17 protein-coding genes and 1 pseudogene are annotated in these 21,906 nt (G+C 63.4%); 16 read left to right on the top strand and 2 right to left on the bottom strand.

Annotated elements, in window-relative coordinates:
- Nucleotides 1-149 precede the first annotated feature (149 nt).
- Entirely contained in the window at nt 150-833 is a 684-nt protein-coding gene (locus P0D96_RS34815; RefSeq protein ID WP_408181256.1) for a GntR family transcriptional regulator, read from the bottom strand.
- Nucleotides 834-973: 140 nt separating this feature from the next.
- Here P0D96_RS34815 and P0D96_RS34810 point away from each other — a divergent pair, with 140 nt between their 5' ends.
- The 14 genes and pseudogenes from P0D96_RS34810 to P0D96_RS48760 form a co-directional block, all read left to right on the top strand.
- Nucleotides 974-1,375 carry a carboxymuconolactone decarboxylase family protein gene (locus P0D96_RS34810; RefSeq protein WP_132380874.1) on the top strand — a complete coding sequence of 134 codons (402 nt, stop codon included), beginning with the start codon at nt 974-976 and terminating at the stop codon, nt 1,373-1,375.
- 164 nt (nt 1,376-1,539) lie between these two features.
- Nucleotides 1,540-2,334 (top strand): alpha/beta fold hydrolase, encoded by a 795-nt coding sequence (locus P0D96_RS34805; protein WP_408318178.1) that lies wholly within the window; start codon nt 1,540-1,542, stop codon nt 2,332-2,334.
- A 112-nt stretch (nt 2,335-2,446) separates the two neighbouring features.
- Nucleotides 2,447-3,154 carry an SRPBCC family protein gene (locus P0D96_RS34800; protein WP_408318176.1) on the top strand — a complete coding sequence of 236 codons (708 nt, stop codon included), beginning with the start codon at nt 2,447-2,449 and terminating at the stop codon, nt 3,152-3,154.
- Between the two features lie 27 nt (nt 3,155-3,181).
- On the top strand, nt 3,182-4,063 hold the full coding sequence (locus P0D96_RS34795) for an FAD binding domain-containing protein (RefSeq protein ID WP_132380878.1): 882 nt from the start codon (nt 3,182-3,184) through the stop codon (nt 4,061-4,063).
- Between the two features lie 19 nt (nt 4,064-4,082).
- Entirely contained in the window at nt 4,083-4,595 is a 513-nt protein-coding gene (locus P0D96_RS34790; protein WP_408318174.1) for a (2Fe-2S)-binding protein, read from the top strand.
- A gap of 4 nt (nt 4,596-4,599) precedes the next feature.
- Nucleotides 4,600-6,966 (top strand): xanthine dehydrogenase family protein molybdopterin-binding subunit, encoded by a 2,367-nt coding sequence (locus P0D96_RS34785; protein WP_408290996.1) that lies wholly within the window; start codon nt 4,600-4,602, stop codon nt 6,964-6,966.
- 65 nt (nt 6,967-7,031) lie between these two features.
- Complete coding sequence (locus P0D96_RS34780) at nt 7,032-7,760, top strand: enoyl-CoA hydratase/isomerase family protein (RefSeq protein ID WP_132380884.1); 729 nt, start codon at nt 7,032-7,034, stop codon at nt 7,758-7,760.
- A 129-nt stretch (nt 7,761-7,889) separates the two neighbouring features.
- Nucleotides 7,890-9,557: a UbiD family decarboxylase gene (locus P0D96_RS34775; protein WP_408318172.1), complete on the top strand. Its 1,668-nt coding sequence runs from the start codon at nt 7,890-7,892 to the stop codon at nt 9,555-9,557.
- Nucleotides 9,544-10,137 carry a UbiX family flavin prenyltransferase gene (locus tag P0D96_RS34770; protein ID WP_132380888.1) on the top strand — a complete coding sequence of 198 codons (594 nt, stop codon included), beginning with the start codon at nt 9,544-9,546 and terminating at the stop codon, nt 10,135-10,137. Before P0D96_RS34775 ends, P0D96_RS34770 begins: the two co-directional genes overlap by 14 nt.
- A gap of 90 nt (nt 10,138-10,227) precedes the next feature.
- Complete coding sequence (locus P0D96_RS34765) at nt 10,228-11,700, top strand: NAD-dependent succinate-semialdehyde dehydrogenase (RefSeq protein WP_408290990.1); 1,473 nt, start codon at nt 10,228-10,230, stop codon at nt 11,698-11,700.
- A gap of 201 nt (nt 11,701-11,901) precedes the next feature.
- Complete coding sequence (locus tag P0D96_RS34760; protein WP_408290988.1) at nt 11,902-13,563, top strand: UbiD family decarboxylase; 1,662 nt, start codon at nt 11,902-11,904, stop codon at nt 13,561-13,563.
- Between the two features lie 59 nt (nt 13,564-13,622).
- Entirely contained in the window at nt 13,623-14,981 is a 1,359-nt protein-coding gene (locus P0D96_RS34755; protein ID WP_132381356.1) for an MFS transporter, read from the top strand.
- Nucleotides 14,982-15,032: 51 nt separating this feature from the next.
- Entirely contained in the window at nt 15,033-16,070 is a 1,038-nt protein-coding gene (locus tag P0D96_RS34750; RefSeq protein ID WP_408290985.1) for an XdhC family protein, read from the top strand.
- Nucleotides 16,071-16,128: 58 nt separating this feature from the next.
- A pseudogene (locus tag P0D96_RS48760) lies at nt 16,129-16,269 on the top strand (DDE-type integrase/transposase/recombinase); the annotation flags it as partial.
- Nucleotides 16,270-16,713: 444 nt separating this feature from the next.
- Here the strand turns inward: P0D96_RS48760 and P0D96_RS34740 are convergent.
- On the bottom strand, nt 16,714-17,136 hold the full coding sequence (locus P0D96_RS34740; RefSeq protein WP_132380895.1) for a universal stress protein: 423 nt from the start codon (nt 17,134-17,136) through the stop codon (nt 16,714-16,716).
- 844 nt (nt 17,137-17,980) lie between these two features.
- On the opposite strand from P0D96_RS34740, the gene P0D96_RS34735 reads away from it, so the two are divergent.
- Complete coding sequence (locus P0D96_RS34735; protein WP_408290982.1) at nt 17,981-19,339, top strand: Nramp family divalent metal transporter; 1,359 nt, start codon at nt 17,981-17,983, stop codon at nt 19,337-19,339.
- 185 nt (nt 19,340-19,524) lie between these two features.
- Entirely contained in the window at nt 19,525-21,339 is a 1,815-nt protein-coding gene (locus tag P0D96_RS34730; protein ID WP_408318170.1) for an L-lactate permease, read from the top strand.
- Nucleotides 21,340-21,906 lie beyond the last annotated feature (567 nt).

Below are 21,906 nucleotides of genomic sequence, written 5' to 3'. Positions count from 1 at the left end.
GCCGCGAGTAACGAGGTAAAAAGAGCGCCTCATGTTGCGTACCGCTCATCGGACCGGTCCGCAAGCCGGACCGTTGCGTGTCGAGGCGACGATTCCGCCTCTAACGTACCGGGTACGAAAGAGGCCGGCAGACGCGGCGTTTCGTTGACTTAGCTGGTTGCTGCCGCGAGCACTTCGACCGCGAGGCTTTCGGCTTGCTCGACATGGCGCTTGCACGCCGCCGCGGCTGCGTCGGCGTCATTGCGCATGATTGCATCGACGATCGTCGCGATTTCGTCATAGCTTTGCGGAAGGCGCCCTGCCTGCGAAAGCGTCGTGGCGCGCAGCATCATCACTCGCGTATGGACGAGCCGTAGCATCTCCGTGAGAACCGGGTTGTTGGCGCCTTCGAGCATCACGTCATAGAACTGCGCCTTCTGTTTCAGGAAGCTCATGGTGCCCTCCTGGCCTTGCATGTCCCGCATCGAGGCGAGCTTTTCCAACGCCTGTTTCAGCTCGGCACGCTGGTCGACCGTCGCTCGCTCGGTGAACTGCCGGCCCGCCAGTGCTTCGAGTACGGCGCGCACTTCATAGAGCCCTCGCGCCTCGTCTGCCGTCATTACCGAGACGATCGGACCTTTGTGCGGAATGATCTGCACCAGCCCCTCGGCCACCAGTTGACTCAGCGCCTCACGAACGAGCGTGCGGCTCACGCCGAGCATTTCGCACAGTTCGCGCTCGATCAGCCGGTCGCCCGGCTTGAAGGTCAGGTCGCTAATACATGAGCGCAATCCGTCGATCACCTGCTGGCGCAGCGTCGCCACCGGTCGCACTACCAGCCTGTTGGTATTCATTCCATCCCCTTGTCATATGAATCAAAAAAGAGCCGCGCTGATCTTCGTAATACAATCATATTGACATTCCGCAGCGAAGCTCTGATACTGCCTACCATTATACAATCCTACAACAGCTGGTTAAACCCCGAAGGATAATCATGGAAGACATCACGCTATCCGAACGCCGTGCCATCGGCGCAAAGATCCGCAAAGAAGTGCTGGGCTCGAGCCACACGCAGAGCAATACCAATCCCCACCTGTTCGACACAGTGTTCCTCGAGTACACGGAAGACGTGTGCTGGGGCAACGTGTGGAACCGCACGGGCCTCCCGCGCGCGACACGCAGCATGCTGAACCTTGCGATGCTGGCCTCGCTCGGCCGCTGGCACGAGTTCGAAGTGCATACGCGTGGAGCGGTGAATAACGGCGTGACGGAAGAAGAAATCGCCGAGGTGGTGCTGCAAGCCGGCGTCTACGCAGGCATTCCAGTCGCGGCCGAAGGGCTGCGTCGCGCGAAGGCGGTTGTGCTCGACCTGAAGGCGAAAGCCGCTGCTGCCTGAAGACGGCTTGCGGTTCGTCAAGGCGCCTCGCGAATCGTCATCTCATCCCAAGCGTACCTGCCTGGCAGTCCAGAGGGCAGCAAGGGTTTCGTGCTTTCGGCTGCCGACTCGCTAGCCGATCGCGCGAAGCACCTGCCGGAACCCGCGCATTACCCGAAACCATCATGTCTCATTCAACTTTCTGCGAAATCCCAGCCGGTCGCATCGCCTATTCCCGCCGCGGGACGGGCAGGCCGCTGGTTCTGCTTCACCCGATCGGCGTCGACCGGAGCTGGTGGGACGAGTATGTCGATCACTGGGCCGCATCGTATGACGTCGTCGCGATCGATATTCGCGGCCACGGCGACTCCAGCCTCGTCACCGCCCCCATCACCCTCGCCGATCATGCGACCGACGTCGCCGCGGTGCTGCGCCAGGAACGGCTTGCCGGCGCAACCCTGATAGGCGTGTCGATGGGCGGCATGATTGCGCAGCGTGTCGCGATCCAGTTTCCCGAGCTGGCCGGTGCGCTGATTCTGTGCGGAACGGCCGGCGGATTTCCCGACGAAGTGCGCCCGCGCATTCTCATGCGCGGCGACATGAGCCGGCAAGGCTCGATGTCCGAAGTGATCGACGACACGATCACGCGCTGGTTCGCCGCCGATACGCCGCGCCCCGACCTCGTCCAGAAGTGCCGTGCGCGCCTCGCCGCCGACGACTGGTACAGCTGGAGCGCGAACTGGCAGGCGATCTCGCTGCTCGACAACCTGGGCGAACTGCCGCGCGTGTCGGCACCGGCGCTCGTCGTCGCCGGCGATGCCGATGCGAGCATTCCGCCAGCGGTATCGCAGAAGATCGCCGACGCGCTGCCGACGAGCCGCTTCGTAGTCATTCCGGGCGCGGCGCACTTTGGAGCGTTCGACATGCACGAAGTTTTTGCAACGGTATTCGACGATTTCCTGTCGACCCTCGCTCAATGAAATAAAACGCGAGCGTGCCCGCGCGCTGGGACAGTTTCACGCGCCGCGCGACTCGGTAGTTACCAGATAAGTGGAGCGGCGCCCGTACGGGCCAACCGCCCGAGGAGGCAGTATGGCAATCACAATCCGTTCATCTTTCATCGTCGATGCACCGCCGTCCGACGTCTGGAAGACCATGATCGACATCGAGCGGTCCGCACCGTGTTTTCCGGGCGCGGAACTCAAGGAACAGCAGCCCGACGGCAGCTACAAGGGCGGCTTCACCGTCAAGCTCGGCCCGCTTACGCTGAAGTTCGCGGGCAAATTCAAGATTGCTGACCAGAACGACGCCAACCGCACGGTCGTGGTGTCCGCAAGCGGCACCGACACCAAGGGTCGCGGCGGCGCCGATGCGCAGATCAACGCGGCCGTCACCGACGCCGGCAACGGCAAGACGAAAGTCGACGTCGTCTCGGACGTGAACCTGTCGGGCACGGTCGCGCAGTACGGACGCGGTGCCGGGATGATCGAGGCGCTCTCGCAGCAACTGCTGAACCAGTTCGCCAAGAACCTGACCGCGCTTATCGAGGCAGACGCAGCGCACGCCGCGGCGCAGGCTCCGGCCACTCCGGCCGCCGCGCTGAACACCGCGGGTGAACCGGAGGCTTCGAACGTGTCCGCTGAACCGGCTGCACCCAGGCCGGCCACCGAAGCGCGCCGCCCGCCCCCCGCACCGGCGCCGGTCGTGCCTCTCGATGCGGGCGCACTCATGCGCAAAGCGATGTGGCAGTCGATCCGGAATTACTTCGCGCGGCTCTTCGGGCGCAAGCAGCCCCACTGAGGAAGCCACCGCACTATCGGAGCACGCATGAAACCCAGTGAATTCCAGTATCACGCGCCGACCACCGTCGACGAGGCCGCGCAGCTGCTCGGCACACTCGAGGATGCGCGCGTGCTTGCCGGCGGCCAGTCGCTGATGCCGATGATGAACTTCCGGTATCTGATGACGAGTCACCTGATCGACCTGAACGGCGTCGAGGCACTCACCCGCATCGAGGAGCGCAACGGCCGTCTTCACATCGGCGCGATGGCGCGGCAGCGCGACATCGAACTGTCGCCGCTCGTCATGAAGCGCGCGCCGCTGATCCGCGAGGCGTATCAGCTGGTCAGCCACAAGCAGATCCGCAATCGCGGCACGCTCGGCGGCAGCCTGTGCCAGTTGGATCCGTCGTCCGAGCAGCCATGCTTCACCGCCGCACTCGACGGTGTCCTGACGATCGTGCGCTACGAAGACGGCGCAGTCGCGACCCGGGAGCTGCCAATGTCCGACTGGGCGCTGATGTATATGACGCCCGCGCTCGAGGAAGGCGACCTGCTCGCCGGCATCTCGCTCGACATCTGGCCCGAAGGCCATGGCTACGCATTCGAAGAGTTCGCGCGGCGTCATGGCGATTACGCCATCGTCGGCGTCGCAGCGCTCTGCACCGTCGATGCGCAACAGCGCCTCGACCGCGTGTCGCTGACGATCTGCGGTGTGGCCCCCGGCCCGGTGCGAATGCACGAGGTCGAGACCGCCTTGCGCGGCCGCCCGATGGACGAAGACGCGCTGCGCATCGCGAGCGACGCGGCGCGCGCGCTCGACGTGATGACCGACGCGCACGTCAGCACCGACTACCGCCAGCATCTCGCCGGCGTCCTGACCGAAAGAGCGCTGAAGACAGCGTTCTCGCGCGTCGCAACACAATCGTAGGGTGACAAAGGAGATGCACATGGAGACTCGTACCGTCAGAGTCGTCGTCAACGGCACCGCTTATGAGCACGAGGTCGAACCGCGTCGCATGCTCGGTGACTTCCTGCGTCACGACCTCAATCTCACCGGCACGCACTACGGTTGCGAACACGGCGTCTGCGGCGCCTGCACCGTGCTGATCGACGGCCGCACCGCGCGCGCCTGCCTGACGCTCGCCGCCCAGGTGAATGGACGTTCGCTGACGACAGTCGAAGGGCTCGCCCACGCGGACGGCACGCTCAACGCGCTGCAACAGGCCTTTACCGAAACGCACGCGCTGCAATGCGGGTTCTGTACGCCCGGCATGCTGATGACGCTGACCGAACTGCTGAACGAAACGGATTCGCCGACCGAAGCCGAGATCCGCGAAGCGATCACGGGCAATCTGTGCCGCTGTACGGGTTACCAGCCGATCGTCGCGGCTGCCCTGCTCGCCGCTCAGCGCATCCGCGACCAGCGTGCCGCCGCGCCGGCAGCCCAAGCTACGGAGTAACGCAATGGACCATTCCGACCTGAAGGGTGCCCCCACCGACCAGCGCTACATCGGCCGGCGCGTCATGCGCACCGAAGACAAGAAGCTGCTGCAAGGCCAGGGCTCCTATGTGGACGACGTACACCTGCCGAACATGCTGCAAGCCGCGGTGCTGCGCAGCCCGCACGCGCACGCGAAAATCGTCTCGATCGATTGCACGGCCGCCCGCGAACTGAAGGGCGTGCACGCTGTTTATACGCACGCGGACCTGACCGGCCGCGCACGCGGCCGCGCGCCGTCGATGCTGCCGAACCCGGCGATCCGCTTCGAGCGCACCCAGGAACTGCTCACCTCGACGGAAGTAACGTTCGCGGGAGAAGCCGTGGCGTTCGTCGTCGCGGACAATCGCTATATCGCGGAAGACGCCTGCGGTCTGATCGAGATCGAGTACGACCCGCTGCCCGCCGTTGCCGAGTGCCGCGACGGACTGCGCCCGGACTCGCCGCTCTGCCACACCGACGCGAAAGACAACGTCGTCGCGCATATCGAAATGGGTTTCGGTGACATCGACGCGGCCTTCAAGGATGCGCCGCACGTCGTCGAGGAAACATACTGGCAAAACCGCGGCTCCGCGCATCCGATGGAAACGCGCGGCTATATCGCCGAATATCACGCCACCAACGGCGAGCTGACGGTCTGGTCGTCGGGTCAGGCGCCGCATCACGAGAAAAAGAATCTCGTCGAGCTGCTCGAATGGGATGCCGAAAAGCTGCGCGTGCTGATGAACGACGTCGGCGGCGGCTTCGGTCCGAAGCTGCCTTTCTATCCGGAAGAGGCGCTCGTCGCGATCGCGGCGGTCGCGCTCAAGCGTCCCGTCAAATGGATCGAAGACCGGCGCGAGCACTTCCTCGCGGTCACGCAGGAGCGCGACCAGTGGTGGACGGTGCAGATGGCGCTCGGAAACGACGGCAAGATCCGCGGCGTGAAACTCGAGATGGTGCACGACAACGGCGCGTTCCTGCCGTGGGGCATCATCACGCCGTATATCTCGATCACGACGACGCCCGGCCCCTACGTGATCCCCGCGATGGGCGCAAAGCTCGACGTCGTCTACACAAACAAGTGCGCCACTTCGCCGGTGCGCGGCGCAGGCCGCCCTCAGGCGGTGTTCGCGATGGAGCGGATTCTCGACAAGGCCGCGCGCGCGCTCGGCATGGATCGCGCGGAGCTGCGCTGGCGCAATCTGATCCAGCCGGAACAGATGCCGTATGACGCGGGTTTCATCTATCGCGACGGTAGCCCGCTGCGCTACGACAGCGGCGACTATCCGGCTTGCCAGAAAGCGGCGCTGGAGCGCGCGAACTATGCGGGCTTCGCCGTGCGCAAGGCCGAAGCACGCCGCCAGGGCCGCTTCGTCGGCATCGGCATGGCGAGCTTTGTCGAAGGCACCGGCATGGGCCCGTTCGAGGGCGCGACGGTGCGCATTCAGGGAACCGGCCGCATCACCGTGATTACCGGCGCGTCGCCGCAAGGCCAAGGCCACAAGACGACCTTCGCGCAGATCTGTGCCGAACAGCTCAACGTGCCGCTCGAACTCGTCGATGTCGTCACCGGCGATACGGGCGGCATCTCGATGGGCGTCGGCACGTTCGCGAGCCGCGCGACGGTCAATGCCGGCAACTCGGTCTACATCGCCGCCCAGGCCGTGCGCGACAAGATGTTCACGCTCGCCGCCCACCTGTGGAAGTGCGAAACCGACGACCTCATCCTCGCGCAAGGACACGTCGCGCGCCGCTCGGGCATCGAGCAGCGCATGAGCTACGGCCAGCTCGCGAAGATCTCGCAGGGCATGCCGGGCTTCACGATGCCGGCGGGCCTCACTGCCGGTCTCGAAGAAACGAAGTATTTCTCGCCCGCGCAGTCGACCTACTGCAACGGCACCGCCGTCGTCGAACTCGAAGTCGATCGCGAGACCGGCCATATCACGATCCTCAACTACGTGATGGCGCACGACTCGGGCAAGCTCATCAACCCGCTGCTCGTCGACGGCCAGGTGATCGGCTCGGTCGCGCACGGCATCGGCAACGCGACGCTCGAATGGATGCAGTACGACGAGAACGCGCAGCCGACCACGACGAACTTCGGCGAGTACCTGCTGCCGATGGCGACCGATGTGCCGAACATCGACATCGTGCACCTCGAAACGCCGTCGCCGCTGAATCCGCTCGGCGTCAAGGGCGCGGGCGAAGGCGGCACGATTCCGGCGGCCGCGGCGATCGTCGCGGCGATCGAGGACGCGCTTTCGGAATACGGCGTCGAGTTCACCGAAGCGCCGCTCGTTCCGCAGCGCGTATTCCAGAAACTCAAGGAGGCCGGCGCCTACGCGCGCTGACCGGCTCGGGCGCTTGCGCATCGCGAGCGCTCATTCCCAGCTTTCATTAACGACACCTCTTCTCCATGACGACCGAATTCACCGCAGCGCTCCACGATTCCGAATACCGGATCACCCTTGCCCAGCCGGACCTCGGCAACATGCTGACGCTCGACGCGATGCGCGCGCTCGCCGCCGAGATCCGCAAGGCCGGCCGCGACAGTAACGTGAAAATCATCCGTCTCCGCGCGTCCGGTCCCGCGTTCTGCCGCGGCCGCGCCGTCAGCGCGCCGCCGGCCACGCCGCCGACGTCCGCGCAGTACCGCCGCAATGTGGCCGATCCGATTCTCGACGTCTACCGCGCGATGCACGAAAGCGAAGTGCCGCTCCTCGCCGAAGTGCAAGGCGATGCGGAAGGTTTTGGCTGCGCGCTCGTCACCGCGTGCGACCTGGCGGTCGCCTCGGACAACGCGCGCTTCAACCTGCCCGAACTGCAGAAAAACCTGCCGCCGACGCTCGTGATGTCCGTGCTGCGCTACAAGGTGCCGCCGAAGGCGTCCGCGCACATGGTCTATCTGACTGAGACCATCGACGCCGCGAATGCGCGCGAGTGGGGCATCGTCGCCGAAGTCGTGCCGGCCGCGAGTCTGAGCGAGCGCGCGGACGCGATGGTCGCCTCGATCTGCACGCGCGACCGGATCGCCATCGCGGCGCTGAAGACGTACTCCCGCGAAATCACGATTCCCGATTTCTCGCTCGCAAGCGAAGTCGCGGGCGCGTCGCTCGCGAACGCAATGACGTCGATGCGCCGCTGATACGCCGCCGCGGTGCCGCACCAGCGGCACGTGCGGCACGGATCGAACACGCAGTACCCTGCCCGCCTCGGGCAACACTTCAAGCAATAGAGGCGCAGCGCAACGCTGCGCTTCATGGGACTTCTAGTCATGGCTGATCAAGACACTACTTCCACGTCTTCCACGAACCCGGGTTACGCGGACCTGCACGAACACATCGCGCGCCTCGAAGCGGCAGGCCTGCTGTACCGGATCGACGAGCCGGTCAACAAAGACACCGAAATGCATCCGCTCGTGCGCTGGCAGTTCCGCGGCGGCATTCCGGAAGCCGATCGCAAGGCGTTCCTCTTTACCAATATCGTCGACAGCAAGGGCCGCAAGTACGACATTCCGGTCATCGTCGGCGGCATCGCCGCGAATCCGGAGATCTACCGGATCGGCATGAACGTGCCGTCGCTCGACGAGATCGGCGACGCGTGGAACCGCGCGATCGACAATCCGATCCCGCCCGTCCTCGTTGAAAGCGGTCCCGTGCATGACATCGTGATCGAGGGCAAAGACCTCGAAGGTCCCGGCAACGGACTCGAATCGCTGCCGCTGCCGATCTCCACGCCGGGCTTCGACGCCGCGCCGTACATGACGATGACCGGCGTGATCTCGCGCGATCCGGAAACCGGCGTGCAGAACATGGGCACTTATCGCGGCCACCTGAAGTCGGCTACGCGCCTCGGCATGATGATGCTCGTGAACCTGCGCGCGGGCGGCCTCGACCACTGGCGCAAGTGTGCGGCCAAGGGCGAGAAGATGCCGGTCGCCATCGTGCTCGGCGCGCCGCCCGTCGTTGCCTTCCAAGGTCCGCAGAAGCTGCGCCCGAACGTCGATGAGCTGAGCGTCGCCGGCGGTCTCGCCGGTGCGCCGATTCGCGTCGTCAAAGGCCGCACCGTCGATCTGCTGGTGCCGGCCGAGGCGGAAGTCGTCGTCGAAGGCTATGTCGATCCGACGTATCTCGAACCGGAAGGTCCGTTCGGCGAGAGCCACGGTTATGTCGCGCTCGAGGACTACAACCTCGCCATCGAAGTCACGGCTATCACGCGCCGCAAGGACGCGGTGCTGACCTCGATCATCTCGCAGGTCACGCCGTCCGAATCGAGCGTGATCAAGCGGCTCGCCTACGAGCCGATGTTCCTGCGTCATTTGCGCGACCATCTCGGCATCCGCGGCATCAAGAAGGTGTCGCTGCACGAGCCGCTCACGAACCTGCGCCGCTTCGTGTTCCTCCAGTTCGAGCGCGGCGCGAAGCGCACCGAGGTCTGGCGCGCGCTGTACGGCACGATGTCGCTGCAGGCCGCGATCGGCAAGTTCGTGATCGCGATCGACGACGACATCGATCCGAACAACGCGGACGCCGTGTTCTGGGCGATGGGCTATCGCTGCAATCCGGTCGAGGACGTGAAGCTGATTCCGTACCGCGAGGCGGGCCACGGTCCGCGCTCGGACCATGCGAGCGGCCTCGATTCGGCCATGCTGATCGACGCGACGATGAAGACACCCATGCCGCCGCTCGCGCTGCCGAAGAAGGAATACATGGAGAACGCCAAGGTGCTGTGGGAACGCCTCGGCCTGCCGGCACTGAAGCCGGAGTCGCCCTGGTACGGCTACTCGCTCGGCGACTGGACCGAGGAATGGGACCGCAACGCCGAGCAGGCGACGCGCGGCGAGTGGATGCAGCGCGACGCGTCCTACCAGGCGCGCCGCAAGAGCGGCGTCGAGCCGAATTCGCCGGTGCGCGGCGTCGAGGGCGATCGTGGCGACAAATAACGGCACTCCTGAACGGATCATCGTCGGCATCACCGGCGCGTCCGGCGTGATCTACGGGATCCGCGCGCTCGAACTGCTCGCCGAGGCGGGCGTCGAGACGCATCTCGTGATCAGCAAGGCCGCCGAGCTGACGATGACCTACGAAACCGACATGCGCGCCGCCGATCTGCGCGCGCGCGCGTCGCACTGGTATGCGGCCGGCGACATCGGCGCGGCGATTTCCTCGGGCTCGTTCAAGACGAAGGGCATGCTGATCGTGCCGTGCTCGGTGCGCTCGATGAGCGAGATCGCCACCGGCATCACGAGCTCGCTGATCAGCCGCGCGGCCGACGTCGTGCTGAAGGAGCGCCGGCGTCTCGTGCTCGGCGTGCGCGAGACGCCGCTGCACGGCGGACATCTGCGCACGCTCGTGCAGCTTTCGGACATGGGCGCGGTGATCGCGCCGATCGTGCCAGCGTTCTACTCGAAGCCGCAATCGATCGACGACATTGTCAATCACACAGTCGGCCGCATGCTCGATCTGTTCGACATCGAGACCGGTGTGGTCAAGCGCTGGAAGGAACAGCAACCCGAGCAGTAATGCGGCAGTAACGCGTGCGCCGCCCGCTTTCATCAACATCTCAGGCCCGCCGCGCCGCTAGCGTGGGCGGGGCCGCCCTTTGCGACGATCATGACTGAATCCAATCCGCTTTCCCGGCTCGCCGATCCGAGCCTGTTGCGCTCGCTCGCCTATGTCGATGGCGCATGGTGCGGCGCCGACGACGCCCGCACCTTCGCCGTCAACGATCCCGCCACCGGCGAGAAGATCGCCGACGTGCCGCTGATGACCGGCGTCGAGACGCGCCGTGCGATCGAAGCCGGCGAACGCGCGCAGCGCGGCTGGCGCGCACTCACCGCGGCGCAGCGCGCGGCCATCCTGAAGCGCTGGCACGCGCTGATGGTCGCGAACACCGACGACCTCGCGATGATCATGTCGGCCGAGCAAGGCAAGCCGCTCGCGGAAGCGAAAGGCGAGATCGGTTATGCAGCGTCGTTCATCGAATGGTTCGCCGAGCAGGCCAAGCGGGTCGACGGCGACGTGCTCGCCTCGCCGGCCACCGACAAGCGGATGCTCGTGACGAAGGAGCCGATCGGCGTCTGCGCCGCGATTACACCGTGGAATTTCCCGGCTGCCATGATTACGCGCAAGGTCGCGCCCGCGCTCGCCGCCGGCTGCGCCATGATCGTGAAGCCGGCCGAAGCCACGCCGCTGTCGGCGCTCGCGCTGGCCGAACTGGCGCATCGCGCCGGCGTGCCGGCCGGTGTGTTCAGTATCGTCGTCGGCGATCCGCGCGCGATCGGCGCGGAGATGACCAGCAACCCGATCGTGCGCAAGCTCTCGTTCACCGGCTCGACGCCGGTGGGCCGACTGCTGATGAGTCAGTGCGCGCCGACGGTCAAGAAACTCTCGCTCGAACTGGGCGGCAACGCGCCGTTCATCGTGTTCGACGATGCCGACCTGGACGCGGCAGTCGAAGGTGCGCTCGCCTCGAAGTACCGCAATGCCGGGCAAACCTGCGTCTGCACGAACCGCTTCTATGTACAGGACGGCGTGTACGACGCGTTCACCGAAAAATTCGCGGCGGCGGTCGGCCGCATCAAGGTCGGCAACGGGTTCGAGGCCGGCGTCACGCAAGGCCCGCTCATCAACGAGGCCGCCATCGAGAAGGTCGAAGCGCATATCGCCGATGCGGTGGCGCACGGCGCGCGCGTGCTCGCCGGCGGCAAGCGTCATACGGCCGGCAAGCTCTTCTTCGAGCCGACCGTGGTCGAGGGCGTCACCGCGTCGATGCGCTTTGCCAGCGAGGAGACCTTTGGCCCGGTCGCCCCGCTCTTCCGCTTTCACGAGGAGCGCGAAGCAATCGAGGCGGCGAACGCCACCGAGTTCGGTCTTGCCGCCTACTTCTACAGCCGTGACATAGGCCGGATCTGGCGCGTGTCCGAGGCGCTCGAATACGGGATGGTCGGCATCAACACCGGCCTGATTTCGAACGAAGTCGCGCCGTTCGGCGGCGTCAAGCAGTCCGGCCTCGGCCGTGAAGGCTCGAAGTACGGCATCGAGGAATATCTCGAGATCAAGTACCTGTGCATGGGCGGCCTCTGAGCGACGCCGCTTCGGCAGCGGGCTACCAGCCGGATTCATTACGTCAAGACCACCGCCCAGCACTCGTTCGACAGCAATCCAGACGCCGCCGGGGCGCCATGCGTCAGTGGGCGGCGTCGCGTTGACATCCGTAATACTGTTATGCAATCATACAATCACACCAATTTACCCACCTGCTGGGTCTCACGCTAAGGAGACAGAATGTCATCATCGCCTCACGATCTTTCGCGAACGGCAACGGCCGGCGGTGCTCCGCGTAATCTGCAGGAACATATCTCCCGGCTGGAAGCCAAGGGGCTGCTGACTCGCATCGAGCGGCCGATCAACAAGGATACGGAACTGCACCCGCTAGCGCGCTGGCAGTTCCAGGGCGGGCTGCACGAAGATCAGCGCCGCGCGTTCCTGTTCACCAACGTGGTCGACGGCGACGGCCGGACTTATGACATCCCGGTGCTGATCGGCGGGCTTGCCGCCTCGCCGGAGATCTACGCTACCGGCCTGGGCTTGCCTGTCGAGCAGATCGGCAAGGCCTGGACGGAGGCGATCGCCGAGCCGGTTCCACCCGTCATGGTGGAGCAGGCGCCCTGCCAGGAGGTGGTGATCAGCGGCGATGCGCTGAAGGAAAACGGCCTGTCGCGCCTGCCGGTGCCGGTTTCCACGCCAGGCTTTGACGCGGCGCCCTATCTGACCGCGACGCTCTGCGTGACCAAAGATCCCGACAGCGGCGTCCAGAACATGGGCACTTACCGCGCCGCGCTGAAGTCGGAAGACCGCTTGGGTGTGCGCATGGCGAGCCGCCTGTCGGGTGCCGGTGGCTATCTCCATTGGGAGAAATATCGGGCCAAGGGCGAGCAGATGCCGTGTGCGATCGTGTTGGGCTGCGCGCCCGCCGTGCTGTTCACCGGGCCGCAGAAGCTCCAGATCGACCAGGACGAGATGGCCGTTGCCGGCGGCCTGATGCGCGCGCCGGTCGAGGTGGTGCGCTGCAAAACCATCGATCTCGTCGTTCCCGCCGATGCCGAAATCGTGATCGAAGGCTTGATCGACACCGATGCGTTGGAGCCCGAAGGCCCGTTCGGCGAAAGCCACGGCCACATCGCGCTCGAAGACTACAACATGTCCATGCACGTCACCGCGATCACGATGAAGAAGAAGCCAGTCTTCGTCTCGATCATCAGCCAGGTCACGCCCAGCGAAAGTTCCGTGCTGAAGAAAGTGGCCTACGAGCCCTTATATCTCGAGCATCTGCGCAAGGTGATGGGCGTGCGCGGCATCGAGCGAGTGGTGATGCACGAGCCGCTGACCAACCTGCGCAAGGTGATCTTCCTCCAGTTCGCGCGCGGCACGCAGCAGGCGGAGGTCTGGCGCGGCCTGCAAGGGGCCGCGACGCTGCAGGCGCAGTGCGGCAAGCTGGTCATCGCGGTCTCCGAGGATATCAACCCGGAAAACGCCGATGCGATCTTCTGGTCGTTGGCCTATCGGTCCGACTTCACACATGACCTGCACGTGACACCCTATCGCGCCAGCGGTCACGGCCCCAAGTCCGGTCGCGCGCCGCTCGAAAGTACGCTGCTGATCGACGCGACGCTGAAGCACGCCATGCCGCCGCTGGCGCTGCCCACGGAGCCCTACATGAGCGCGGCACGCAAGATCTGGGAAGAGCTGCAACTCCCCTCCCTCACGCCGCAGTCACCCTGGCATGGCTATCACCTGGGCGACTGGGACAAGCGCTGGGATGAGTATGCAGAGGCGGCGACCTCCGGCGGCTGGCGCGAGACGGGCGAGCGCACCTGGACCAACCGGCGTGGCGGCGTGAAGCCGGAAACACCGGTGCGTGAAGCTTCGGGCGGCCACGGCGAATGAGCACCAACGTGCCAACCGAAGGTAAACAGCCGTTGGAGCAGAGGCATCCGGAGACCGCCATGACTCAAAAGAATACCGTCGATATCGCCCAGGTCGTCGAGACGCAGGAACGCAGCTGGTTCACCGTGACCCTCTTCGTTCTGTGCGCCCTCGTCATGCTGGCGGACGGCTTCGACAATCAGGCTTTGAATTACGCCGCCCCCGGCATCATCAAGGAATGGGGCATCAACCGGGCCTTGATGACGCCCGTGTTCAACGTCAGCATCGTCGGCTGGATGGCGGGTTCGGTCGTCTTCGCCATGCTGGCCGACCGCATCGGCCGGCGGCGCGCCATCCTGCTGGCTACCACGCTGTTCGGCGCCTTCACGTTCGCCGTGCCGTTCGCCCACAACCTGGTCGAACTGTCGATCCTGCGCTTTTGCGCTGCGCTCGGCATTGGCGGCGGCATGCCGATGGCGGTCTCGCTGATCACGGACTACGCCCGCTCGGGTAAGCGGGGGTTGATCATTACCCTCCTCTATCTCGGCTACACCGCGGGCTCGTCCGGCGGCGGCCTTCTCGCGGCGGAGATCATCCCGGCCTATGGCTGGCGCTCGGTCTTCTATCTCGGTGGCGCAGGTGCCGTGGTGGCGGGCATCATCCTGTTCGCCGGCCTGCCGGAATCCATCCGCTACCTGATCCTGCGCAACCCCTCCAGCAAACGCATCCTGGCCTATGCCCGTAAGCTGAAACCCAGTGCGCAATTCGCGGACGACACGCGCTTTACCATCCAGGAGCAGGCGCGCACGGGTGTGCCGGTGACGCACCTCTTCACCGAGGGCCGTTCGGCCATGACCGCTTTCCTGTGGCTGGCGCTTGGCTTTTCCTTCGTCACCCACTTCTTCCTGTCGCAGTGGATGACGACGCTGCTGACCGACGAAATCGGCTTCGCCAATGCGGCCCGCAGCCAGGCCCTCTTCCAGCTTGGTGCCGGCTTCAGCTGGTTCTTCGGCTGGATGATCGACAAGAAAGGCGTACGGGTGATGACGCTGACGATGATCCTCGGCGCCATTCCGGTGGCGGCCCTCGGGTTGGCCGTGGGTACGGGCGCCAGTCTCACCATGGCGATGGCGCTGGTCTCGGGTCTGCTGGTCCTAGGGGGAAATATCGGCCTCAATGCCATTTCGAGCATGATCTATCCGACCTTCATCCGTTCGACCGCGACCGGCGCCTCCTTCGCGGTGGCGCGCATCGGCGCCATCCTCGGCCCGCTGCTCGCGGGTGTCCTGATTGCCATCGGAACGCCGATCGGAACGATCTTTCTTCTCGCTGCGTTGCCGATGCTGGCCGCCGGTGTCGCCTGTTTCATGCTCAACAGAACCATCACGCCAGAAGCCGCGCGAGAAATGTCCTTGCGCTCGGCGCTGTCGCGACACTGACGGGTTACTTCCGAAGCCCAGGTTACGGTCAGGCAATCACCCGGTATTTTCATGGATAGCGTCAATCTCGAAGTGCTGAAGGCGAGCGTTCGCTGGATCGAGGGCGGCCAGCGCGTGCTGCTTGTCACCGTAGTCAGGACGTGGGGTTCGTCGCCGCGGCCCGAAGGGGCCATGCTGGCGATTTGCGAGGACGGCTCGGTGGTCGGCTCGGTATCCGGCGGCTGCATCGAGGACGACCTGATCGACCGCGTGCGCCGGCTCGGCATCGGACCGACGCGCCCGGAAGTCCTCAAATACGGAATCTCCGCCGACGAGGCGCACCGCTTCGGCTTGCCGTGCGGCGGCACGATCGAGCTGGTGCTCGAGCCGCTGACGCGCGCGAGCGGCATCGACGATCTGTGCCGGCGGGTGGCTGCCGGGCAACTCGTCGCGCGCTCGCTCGATATGAAGAGCGGCGCGGCAAGGCTCGTGCCGGCGCACTCGACGGACGGCCTCGATTTCGACGGGCGCAGGCTCCTGACCGTTCACGGTCCACGTTACCGGATGCTCGTCATCGGTGCCGGTCAGCTCTCGCGATATCTTTGCCAGATCGCACTCGGGCTCGACTATCAAGTGACCGTCTGCGATCCGCGCGAGGAGTACACCGACGCCTGGCACATACCCGGCACGACGCTCGTACGTACGATGCCGGACGACACCGTGCTCGATATGAAACTCGACGAGCGCTGCGCCGTGATTGCGCTCACACACGATCCGAAGCTCGACGACCTCGCTCTGATGGAGGCGCTGCGAACGCCCGCGTTTTACGTTGGCGCGCTGGGCTCGCGCCGAAGCAATGCCGCGCGGCGTGAGCGGCTGGAAACGTATTTCGATTTCGGTAACGCAGAACTTACCCGGCTGCGTGGACCCGTCGGCATTTTTATCGGCAGCCGGACGCCGCCCGAAATCGCGGTGTCAATACTGGCCGAGGTGACGGCGGTCAAGAACGGTGTGGCGTTGCCGGATGGATTACGGGTCGAAGAGGCAAAGGCCGCGCTTGATATCGTGGCCAATCAACAGACGAGCTGCACCGTGGGCGAGCGTCACTGATTCATGTTGTGGATGTGGCTGAAAGATTGAAGCAGGTCATCCAAAGTTTTGGCACGCCCCGCCAGGGCGGTCATGGTGTATTGATGAGACCTATCTGAAGATCCGTGGCCGGTGGGTCTATCTGTATCGGGCGGTGGATCGGGCCGACCAGACAGTGGACTTGTCAGTTCGACCTTTCCGCTCTCGGGCTCAAGGACGCCACCGCGTCCTCGGACTGGAATGCGCTCCTGTTCAATCAATAAGGCATCCATATCTATAAGAAACATTTTGGCCACGCCACCTATGTACACCAGAGCCTAAAGACGCCTGCATTGGTCTACCATCATGCAGCGAGGAATTCCCGGAGGATCGGGGCTAGCGCGCAAAGGGGCCAATTCCTACATTCCCCAAACCCAATGGTCAGTTTTTTGAAGGCGAGCCACGCGAGCGGATTACCTCCTCGGTATCAAGCGTGTTGTCTTGGTTAACGTCGCCTGTCCGGCGGGCACCTCACCGCCTGAGTCGCCAGGCGTCGTTCCGCGTGAATTGAATATCCACTTTCTGGGTGGAAACGACGTATGAATGTCGGAGCGACGGTGCAGGCGAATGCCGCTTCCTGGCCGACGACAGGAGAATCCGACTGTCGCTATTGCGTGGTTCCGATCTAGCGAACGAGGAGTACCGGCACGTCGCAGCGTGCCAACACGCCAGTCGCTACCGAGCCAAGAATGACGTTCGCAATCCACGAGTGGCCGTGGGAACCCATCACGATGAGATCCTGATGCTCGTTCCTGGCGAATGCGGCGATGGTTTCTGCAGCGTGACCGATGGCGTACTGAGTCGTAATGGAGAGCGAATGAAGTTTTGCTGACTCGCGCAACGGCGCCAGTACGTTCTCAGCCTCGTCACGATAGTACTCTTCAACGATAGGACGGTTCAAATACCGTGTCGCGTGTACGGGAATTGGAGCGACAGCCGTAAATGCCGTATAGGTATGTCCTGGCCCGAACAGCGTGCCATGGCTTGCAACGTAGTCAAGTGTGCGTTGCGTGAACTCACTACCGTCCACCGGCAAGAGAATATTCATGGCGGACCTCACGTAAGCCGGCTGGAGAGGTCATGATAGCACCGGACAGGGCTGCGACTCGTTCAAGCGCGAGGAGTGAAAAGTGAGCCCGCTATGTCGCGCAGGCTCATCTGAAAGCGAAAGTACCGTGCACTCAACGCTTAAAGGGCATCGTGCAAGCCGGGTTACCCTCGTCACGCAAAGAACTGTGGATCGCGAATTGAATTTGTCACAAGTGGCCGACGGGCCGCGACGCGGGCGGGTCGGCGATTTGCATCCCAGCACAACCGACACCCCGCACGAGAACGGACGTAAGCTTGTTCATGACGTCTCCCTCTTTCGAACAACGCATGGCAGAACCAATGACGCACAACTGTGCGTACCGGCGCGCTTCAATGTTCCGCCGTTGAGCAGCACGTCCACTTCCCTGTTCTTCCGGAAAACAGGCTGCACCCAACCCCAGCGCGCCTCAATGCGCGATTCCCCCTCGTGTCTAGCCGTGAGGCACGCGTCGGAAATCCGCGCCACTTCATGCTTGATCCAATTTTTCGTGCAAAAGCGTCCCAATAGACATGAGGGTTCCAGACGGCCCGAACCCAAACAGAAATCGCATACTATTCAAATGATCACGCGCTGAGTGCTGCGCCACTGTCCGCTCTGCGCCGCTTCATTCATTTTGCTCCAATTCAACGGCTGGCCGGGTTCGACCCTTTGAGCCGTTCGGAATCGACTCGTGAGCGGCAGTTTCCGGCCCGACATGAGCCAGTTGCTTCACGTCCTGAAGGACGCGTGATTTTTCCGCGCGTTTGGCATAATTACTGTTGGGGAACTTCCTGACCCAACATCGCTCCAGCAGAGCAATCACATGTCCAACGATAAAGAACTGCCCGTGTCACGGTTCGCCTGGAGGTTCTCGAGGCCGGGCGACGAGTTCGATCGAAGCTTGCCGGAAGCGCATTCCTCCATCACCGTGCCGCAGGGTGGGCACTGGCTGCGCAGGCTTGCCGCATTCGCAGGTCCCGGTTACATGGTCTCCGTGGGCTATATGGATCCGGGCAACTGGGCAACCGACATTGCCGGCGGCTCGCGCTTCGGCTACACACTGCTCGCGGTGATCCTGCTGTCGAATCTCATGGCGATCCTGCTGCAGGCGCTATCGGTGCGCCTAGGGATCGCGACTGGGCGCGACCTAGCGCAGGCGTGCCGCGCGCATTATTCGAGGCCCGTTAATATCATGCTGTGGCTCGCCTGCGAAGCGGCGATCATCGCATGCGATCTCGCTGAGGTGATCGGTACGGCTATTGCGCTGCAATTGCTCTTCGGAATCCCGCTTATCGCCGGCGCGCTTATCACCGCGTTCGACGCCTTTCTGCTGCTGCTCCTGATGAACAAGGGCTTCCGCTTTCTCGAAGCCTTCGTGATCGCGCTGCTGCTCGTGATCGCGGTGTGCTTTGCGGTGCAGATCGTCGCAGCGGCACCGCCGGTCATGGCCGTGCTGCGGGGCTTCGTGCCCTCGCCGGAAATCGTGACCAACCGCGAGATGCTCTATGTCGCAATCGGCATCATCGGCGCGACGGTTATGCCGCACAACCTGTATCTGCACTCGTCGGTCGTGCAGACCCGGGCATACGCGCGCGACGATGAGGGACGGCGCGATGCGATCAGATGGGCCACGACGGACAGCACCATTGCGCTCATGCTCGCGCTCTTCATCAACGCGGCGATCCTGATCGTCGCAGCGAGCGTGTTTCACGGTACCGGCCACACGGACGTCGCCGAAATCGGTGAGGCCTACAGGCTTCTTTCGCCGTTGCTCGGGCTCGGCATTGCATCGACGTTGTTCGCGCTTGCGCTGCTCGCCTCGGGGCTTAATTCGACCGTGACGGCGACGCTCGCGGGGCAGATTGTCATGGAGGGCTTTCTCAGGCTTCGCATGCCCTACTGGGCGCGTCGGCTGGTCACACGCGGCATCGCAATCGTGCCGGTCGTGGTCGTCACCGCTCTCTACGGCGAGAAAGGCACGGCGCAGCTTCTGGTGCTAAGCCAGGTGATCCTCTCGATGCAGCTTCCGTTCGCCATTATCCCGCTCGTGCGCTTTACATCGGACAAACTCAAAATGGGCGCCTGCGTCACCCCACGATGGATGACGCTGCTCGCGTGGCTTGTAGCGGGCGTCATCGTGATACTCAACCTTAAGCTCCTGGTTGATACGGTCTCCGGATAGCGCGGGCGCTCGCCGTGGCAGCCGCAAAACTTGAAATCGATGATTTCGCCCGCTATACCTCAAAGCATCAGTCGTAATCTGTAAGGAAATAGCGTTGCCTTGGCGCTATCGAAGTTTCCCGGTGGTTGTGAGACCTCGAATGGACTACGAGCGGGGCGCGAATCCTAAGATCAAAAAGGAAAGCCATGTACCAGCAGACCTATGACCCGTTGGGCAATGCATTCCTTTCCACGATCGTTGCCGCGATCCCGATTCTGACACTACTCTATTTCATTGCCTTGCACCGCCGCCGTGATACGCAGGGCAACGTGCACTTGGGCATCTCGGCGCCCTACGCTGCTTTTTTCGGCGTCGTCGCCGCCTTTATCATCTCGTGTCTGGTTTTCCGGATGCCGGTGGTGACGGCCGTCTCGGCCTTTGCGCTGGGCTCCCTTTCTGGATTTCTGGGAATTATCTGGATCGTCCTGGCCGCAATGTTCCTGTACACAATGAGCGTCGTTACCGGGAAGTTCGAGATCGTCAAGGAGTCGATCGTCCACATTTCGTTTGATCGCCGACTGCAGTGCGTATTGATCGCCTTCTCATTCGGCGCAATCATCGAAGGCACGTCGGGCTTCGGGACACCCGTCGCGATCGCAGGGGCAGTGATGGTGGGCCTCGGCTTCAAGCCATTTCAGTCCGCCGTGCTGAATCTGCTCGCCAATACCGCGCCGGTCGCCTGGGGCGCGATCGGCACGCCGATCATCACACTCGCGGCCGTGAGCGAACTCGATCAGGTGACGCTTTCCACGATGGCGGGCCACCAGTTGCCGTTCGTGTCGGTTCTCGTGCCCTTCTGGCTGGTCGCGACGTTCGTGAAGATGGAAGGCGGGTCATGGAAGCAAGTCTTCGAAGTCTGGCCGGCAATGCTGTGCGCGGGTGGATCGTTTGCGCTCATGCAGTTCTACGCTTCCGGGAGCACCGCGCTCCATTTGATGACCGACGTGGTATCCGGCGTCTTTTCGGTGATCTGCACAGCGCTGTTCCTGCGCTTCGTCTGGCAACCAAAAACACGCTTCCTGCTCCGCTCCGAACGTGAGGCACTCGCGTTAGCAAACAAGAGCACGGCAACCACGACAACAGAAAGCACCGCGTGGAAGTACAGCTACTCAGCCGCCGAAACCGCCTATGCGTGGATGCCTTGGGTGATTCTGATCGCCTGTTGTGCACTGTGGGGCGTACCGGAGTTCAAGAAGTTCCTCAACAACCTGTTTGCCGGAGTCACATTTTCCACGACGCTGCTCGGCTCTCCGCTCAAGGGGTCGTTGTCGCTGCCTGTCTGGGACATGCCCGCGCTGCATAACCTCGTGCAACGGATGCCGCCTGTCGTACCCGTCAACGCGAAAGCGGAGGCGGCCCGATTCACGATCAACTGGTTGTCCGCCGCGGGCACAGGCGTTTTTGTCGCAGCGGTGCTTTCCGGTCTAGCACTCAGGTTGAGCGCAACGCAATGGAAGGACGCCTTCATGCAGACCATGCGCAGGATGAAGATCCCAGTGCTGGTCATTGCCCAGGTACTCGGCTTGGGGTTCCTGACGCGCTACTCAGGCACCGATGCAGTCCTCGGTCTTGCATTCACGGGTGCCGGGGTTCTCTATCCGTTCTTCGCGGCGTACCTGGGTTGGCTCGGTGTATTCCTGACGGGCTCCGACACGGCGTCAAACGCCCTCTTCGGCAGCTTGCAGCGCATCACCGCACAGCAACTCAACCTGAACCCCATCCTGATCGTGGCGACAAACTCGACGGGCGGTGTAATGGGCAAGATGATCGACGCTCAATCCATCATGGTCGCGTGCGCCGCCTGCTACGACGATCCGAAGGAGCGGTCGTTCGCACTTGGACCGATTTTCCGGACTGTATTCTTTCATTCGATCGCTGGCGCGGCGGTGATCGGCGTGATTGCCATGCTGCAGGCGTATGTCTTCCCGGGGATGATTCCGGTACCACCCGCCGTCAAATGAATGCACAAAGCCAGGTCAACGATTGTCTTGATTCTCGAACGATCGCAAGGAGTAGGATCACGATGCGACAGCAACGTATGTCGGACTGGTTGCCAGTCCCCGACGCGGCCGATACGCTCGTGGAGAAGCTACCGAGGTAGATGGTCTGTCGTAGCTGGTCAAGCACCGGGATTCGTGTGGCAGATCGCGACTTCAGGTCAGCGAGCGCATCGTTTTCGACCACGATAACGCGTGCACCTCTGCCAACCGAAACACTCAATGCGCCTTCGCAGGGCTGATATCAGTCGCCGTCACGATTGTGTGCGACCGAAGTAACCAAGGTCATCCATGACAACGGTCTCCCCGAGCGGACAAAGGACCGCAGGATAAGGTCCATCGCCGGGTTTGCGCCGTGCGTCTTGGCAATCTGCGGTGCCGCTGCCTCTATTTTGCACTCCGCGAGCTTCTGCCGGAAATACTGTCGCAACGGCATAAAGCCAAACCGGCGTCCGTACCGAAACAACGAACCGGCACCGGTTCGTATGACACGCTGTTGGTTTATCCGTATTTCACTCAACCATTCGACGG

The sequence above is a fragment of the Paraburkholderia sp. RL17-347-BIC-D genome (assembly GCF_046027915.1).
Taxonomy (GTDB): Bacteria; Pseudomonadota; Gammaproteobacteria; order Burkholderiales; family Burkholderiaceae; genus Paraburkholderia.
Note: the sequence above shows the minus strand (reverse complement) of the source record. Positions and strands in the feature narration are given on the sequence as shown.

Coding starts and splice junctions, on each gene's coding strand:
- P0D96_RS34815 (WP_408181256.1), bottom strand. CDS start 833: ATGAATACCAACAGGCTGGTAGTGCGACCGGTGGCGACGCTGCGCCAG.
- P0D96_RS34810 (WP_132380874.1), top strand. CDS start 974: ATGGAAGACATCACGCTATCCGAACGCCGTGCCATCGGCGCAAAGATC.
- P0D96_RS34805 (WP_408318178.1), top strand. CDS start 1,540: ATGTCTCATTCAACTTTCTGCGAAATCCCAGCCGGTCGCATCGCCTAT.
- P0D96_RS34800 (WP_408318176.1), top strand. CDS start 2,447: ATGGCAATCACAATCCGTTCATCTTTCATCGTCGATGCACCGCCGTCC.
- P0D96_RS34795 (WP_132380878.1), top strand. CDS start 3,182: ATGAAACCCAGTGAATTCCAGTATCACGCGCCGACCACCGTCGACGAG.
- P0D96_RS34790 (WP_408318174.1), top strand. CDS start 4,083: ATGGAGACTCGTACCGTCAGAGTCGTCGTCAACGGCACCGCTTATGAG.
- P0D96_RS34785 (WP_408290996.1), top strand. CDS start 4,600: ATGGACCATTCCGACCTGAAGGGTGCCCCCACCGACCAGCGCTACATC.
- P0D96_RS34780 (WP_132380884.1), top strand. CDS start 7,032: ATGACGACCGAATTCACCGCAGCGCTCCACGATTCCGAATACCGGATC.
- P0D96_RS34775 (WP_408318172.1), top strand. CDS start 7,890: ATGGCTGATCAAGACACTACTTCCACGTCTTCCACGAACCCGGGTTAC.
- P0D96_RS34765 (WP_408290990.1), top strand. CDS start 10,228: ATGACTGAATCCAATCCGCTTTCCCGGCTCGCCGATCCGAGCCTGTTG.
- P0D96_RS34760 (WP_408290988.1), top strand. CDS start 11,902: ATGTCATCATCGCCTCACGATCTTTCGCGAACGGCAACGGCCGGCGGT.
- P0D96_RS34755 (WP_132381356.1), top strand. CDS start 13,623: ATGACTCAAAAGAATACCGTCGATATCGCCCAGGTCGTCGAGACGCAG.
- P0D96_RS34750 (WP_408290985.1), top strand. CDS start 15,033: ATGGATAGCGTCAATCTCGAAGTGCTGAAGGCGAGCGTTCGCTGGATC.
- P0D96_RS34740 (WP_132380895.1), bottom strand. CDS start 17,136: ATGAATATTCTCTTGCCGGTGGACGGTAGTGAGTTCACGCAACGCACA.
- P0D96_RS34735 (WP_408290982.1), top strand. CDS start 17,981: ATGTCCAACGATAAAGAACTGCCCGTGTCACGGTTCGCCTGGAGGTTC.
- P0D96_RS34730 (WP_408318170.1), top strand. CDS start 19,525: ATGTACCAGCAGACCTATGACCCGTTGGGCAATGCATTCCTTTCCACG.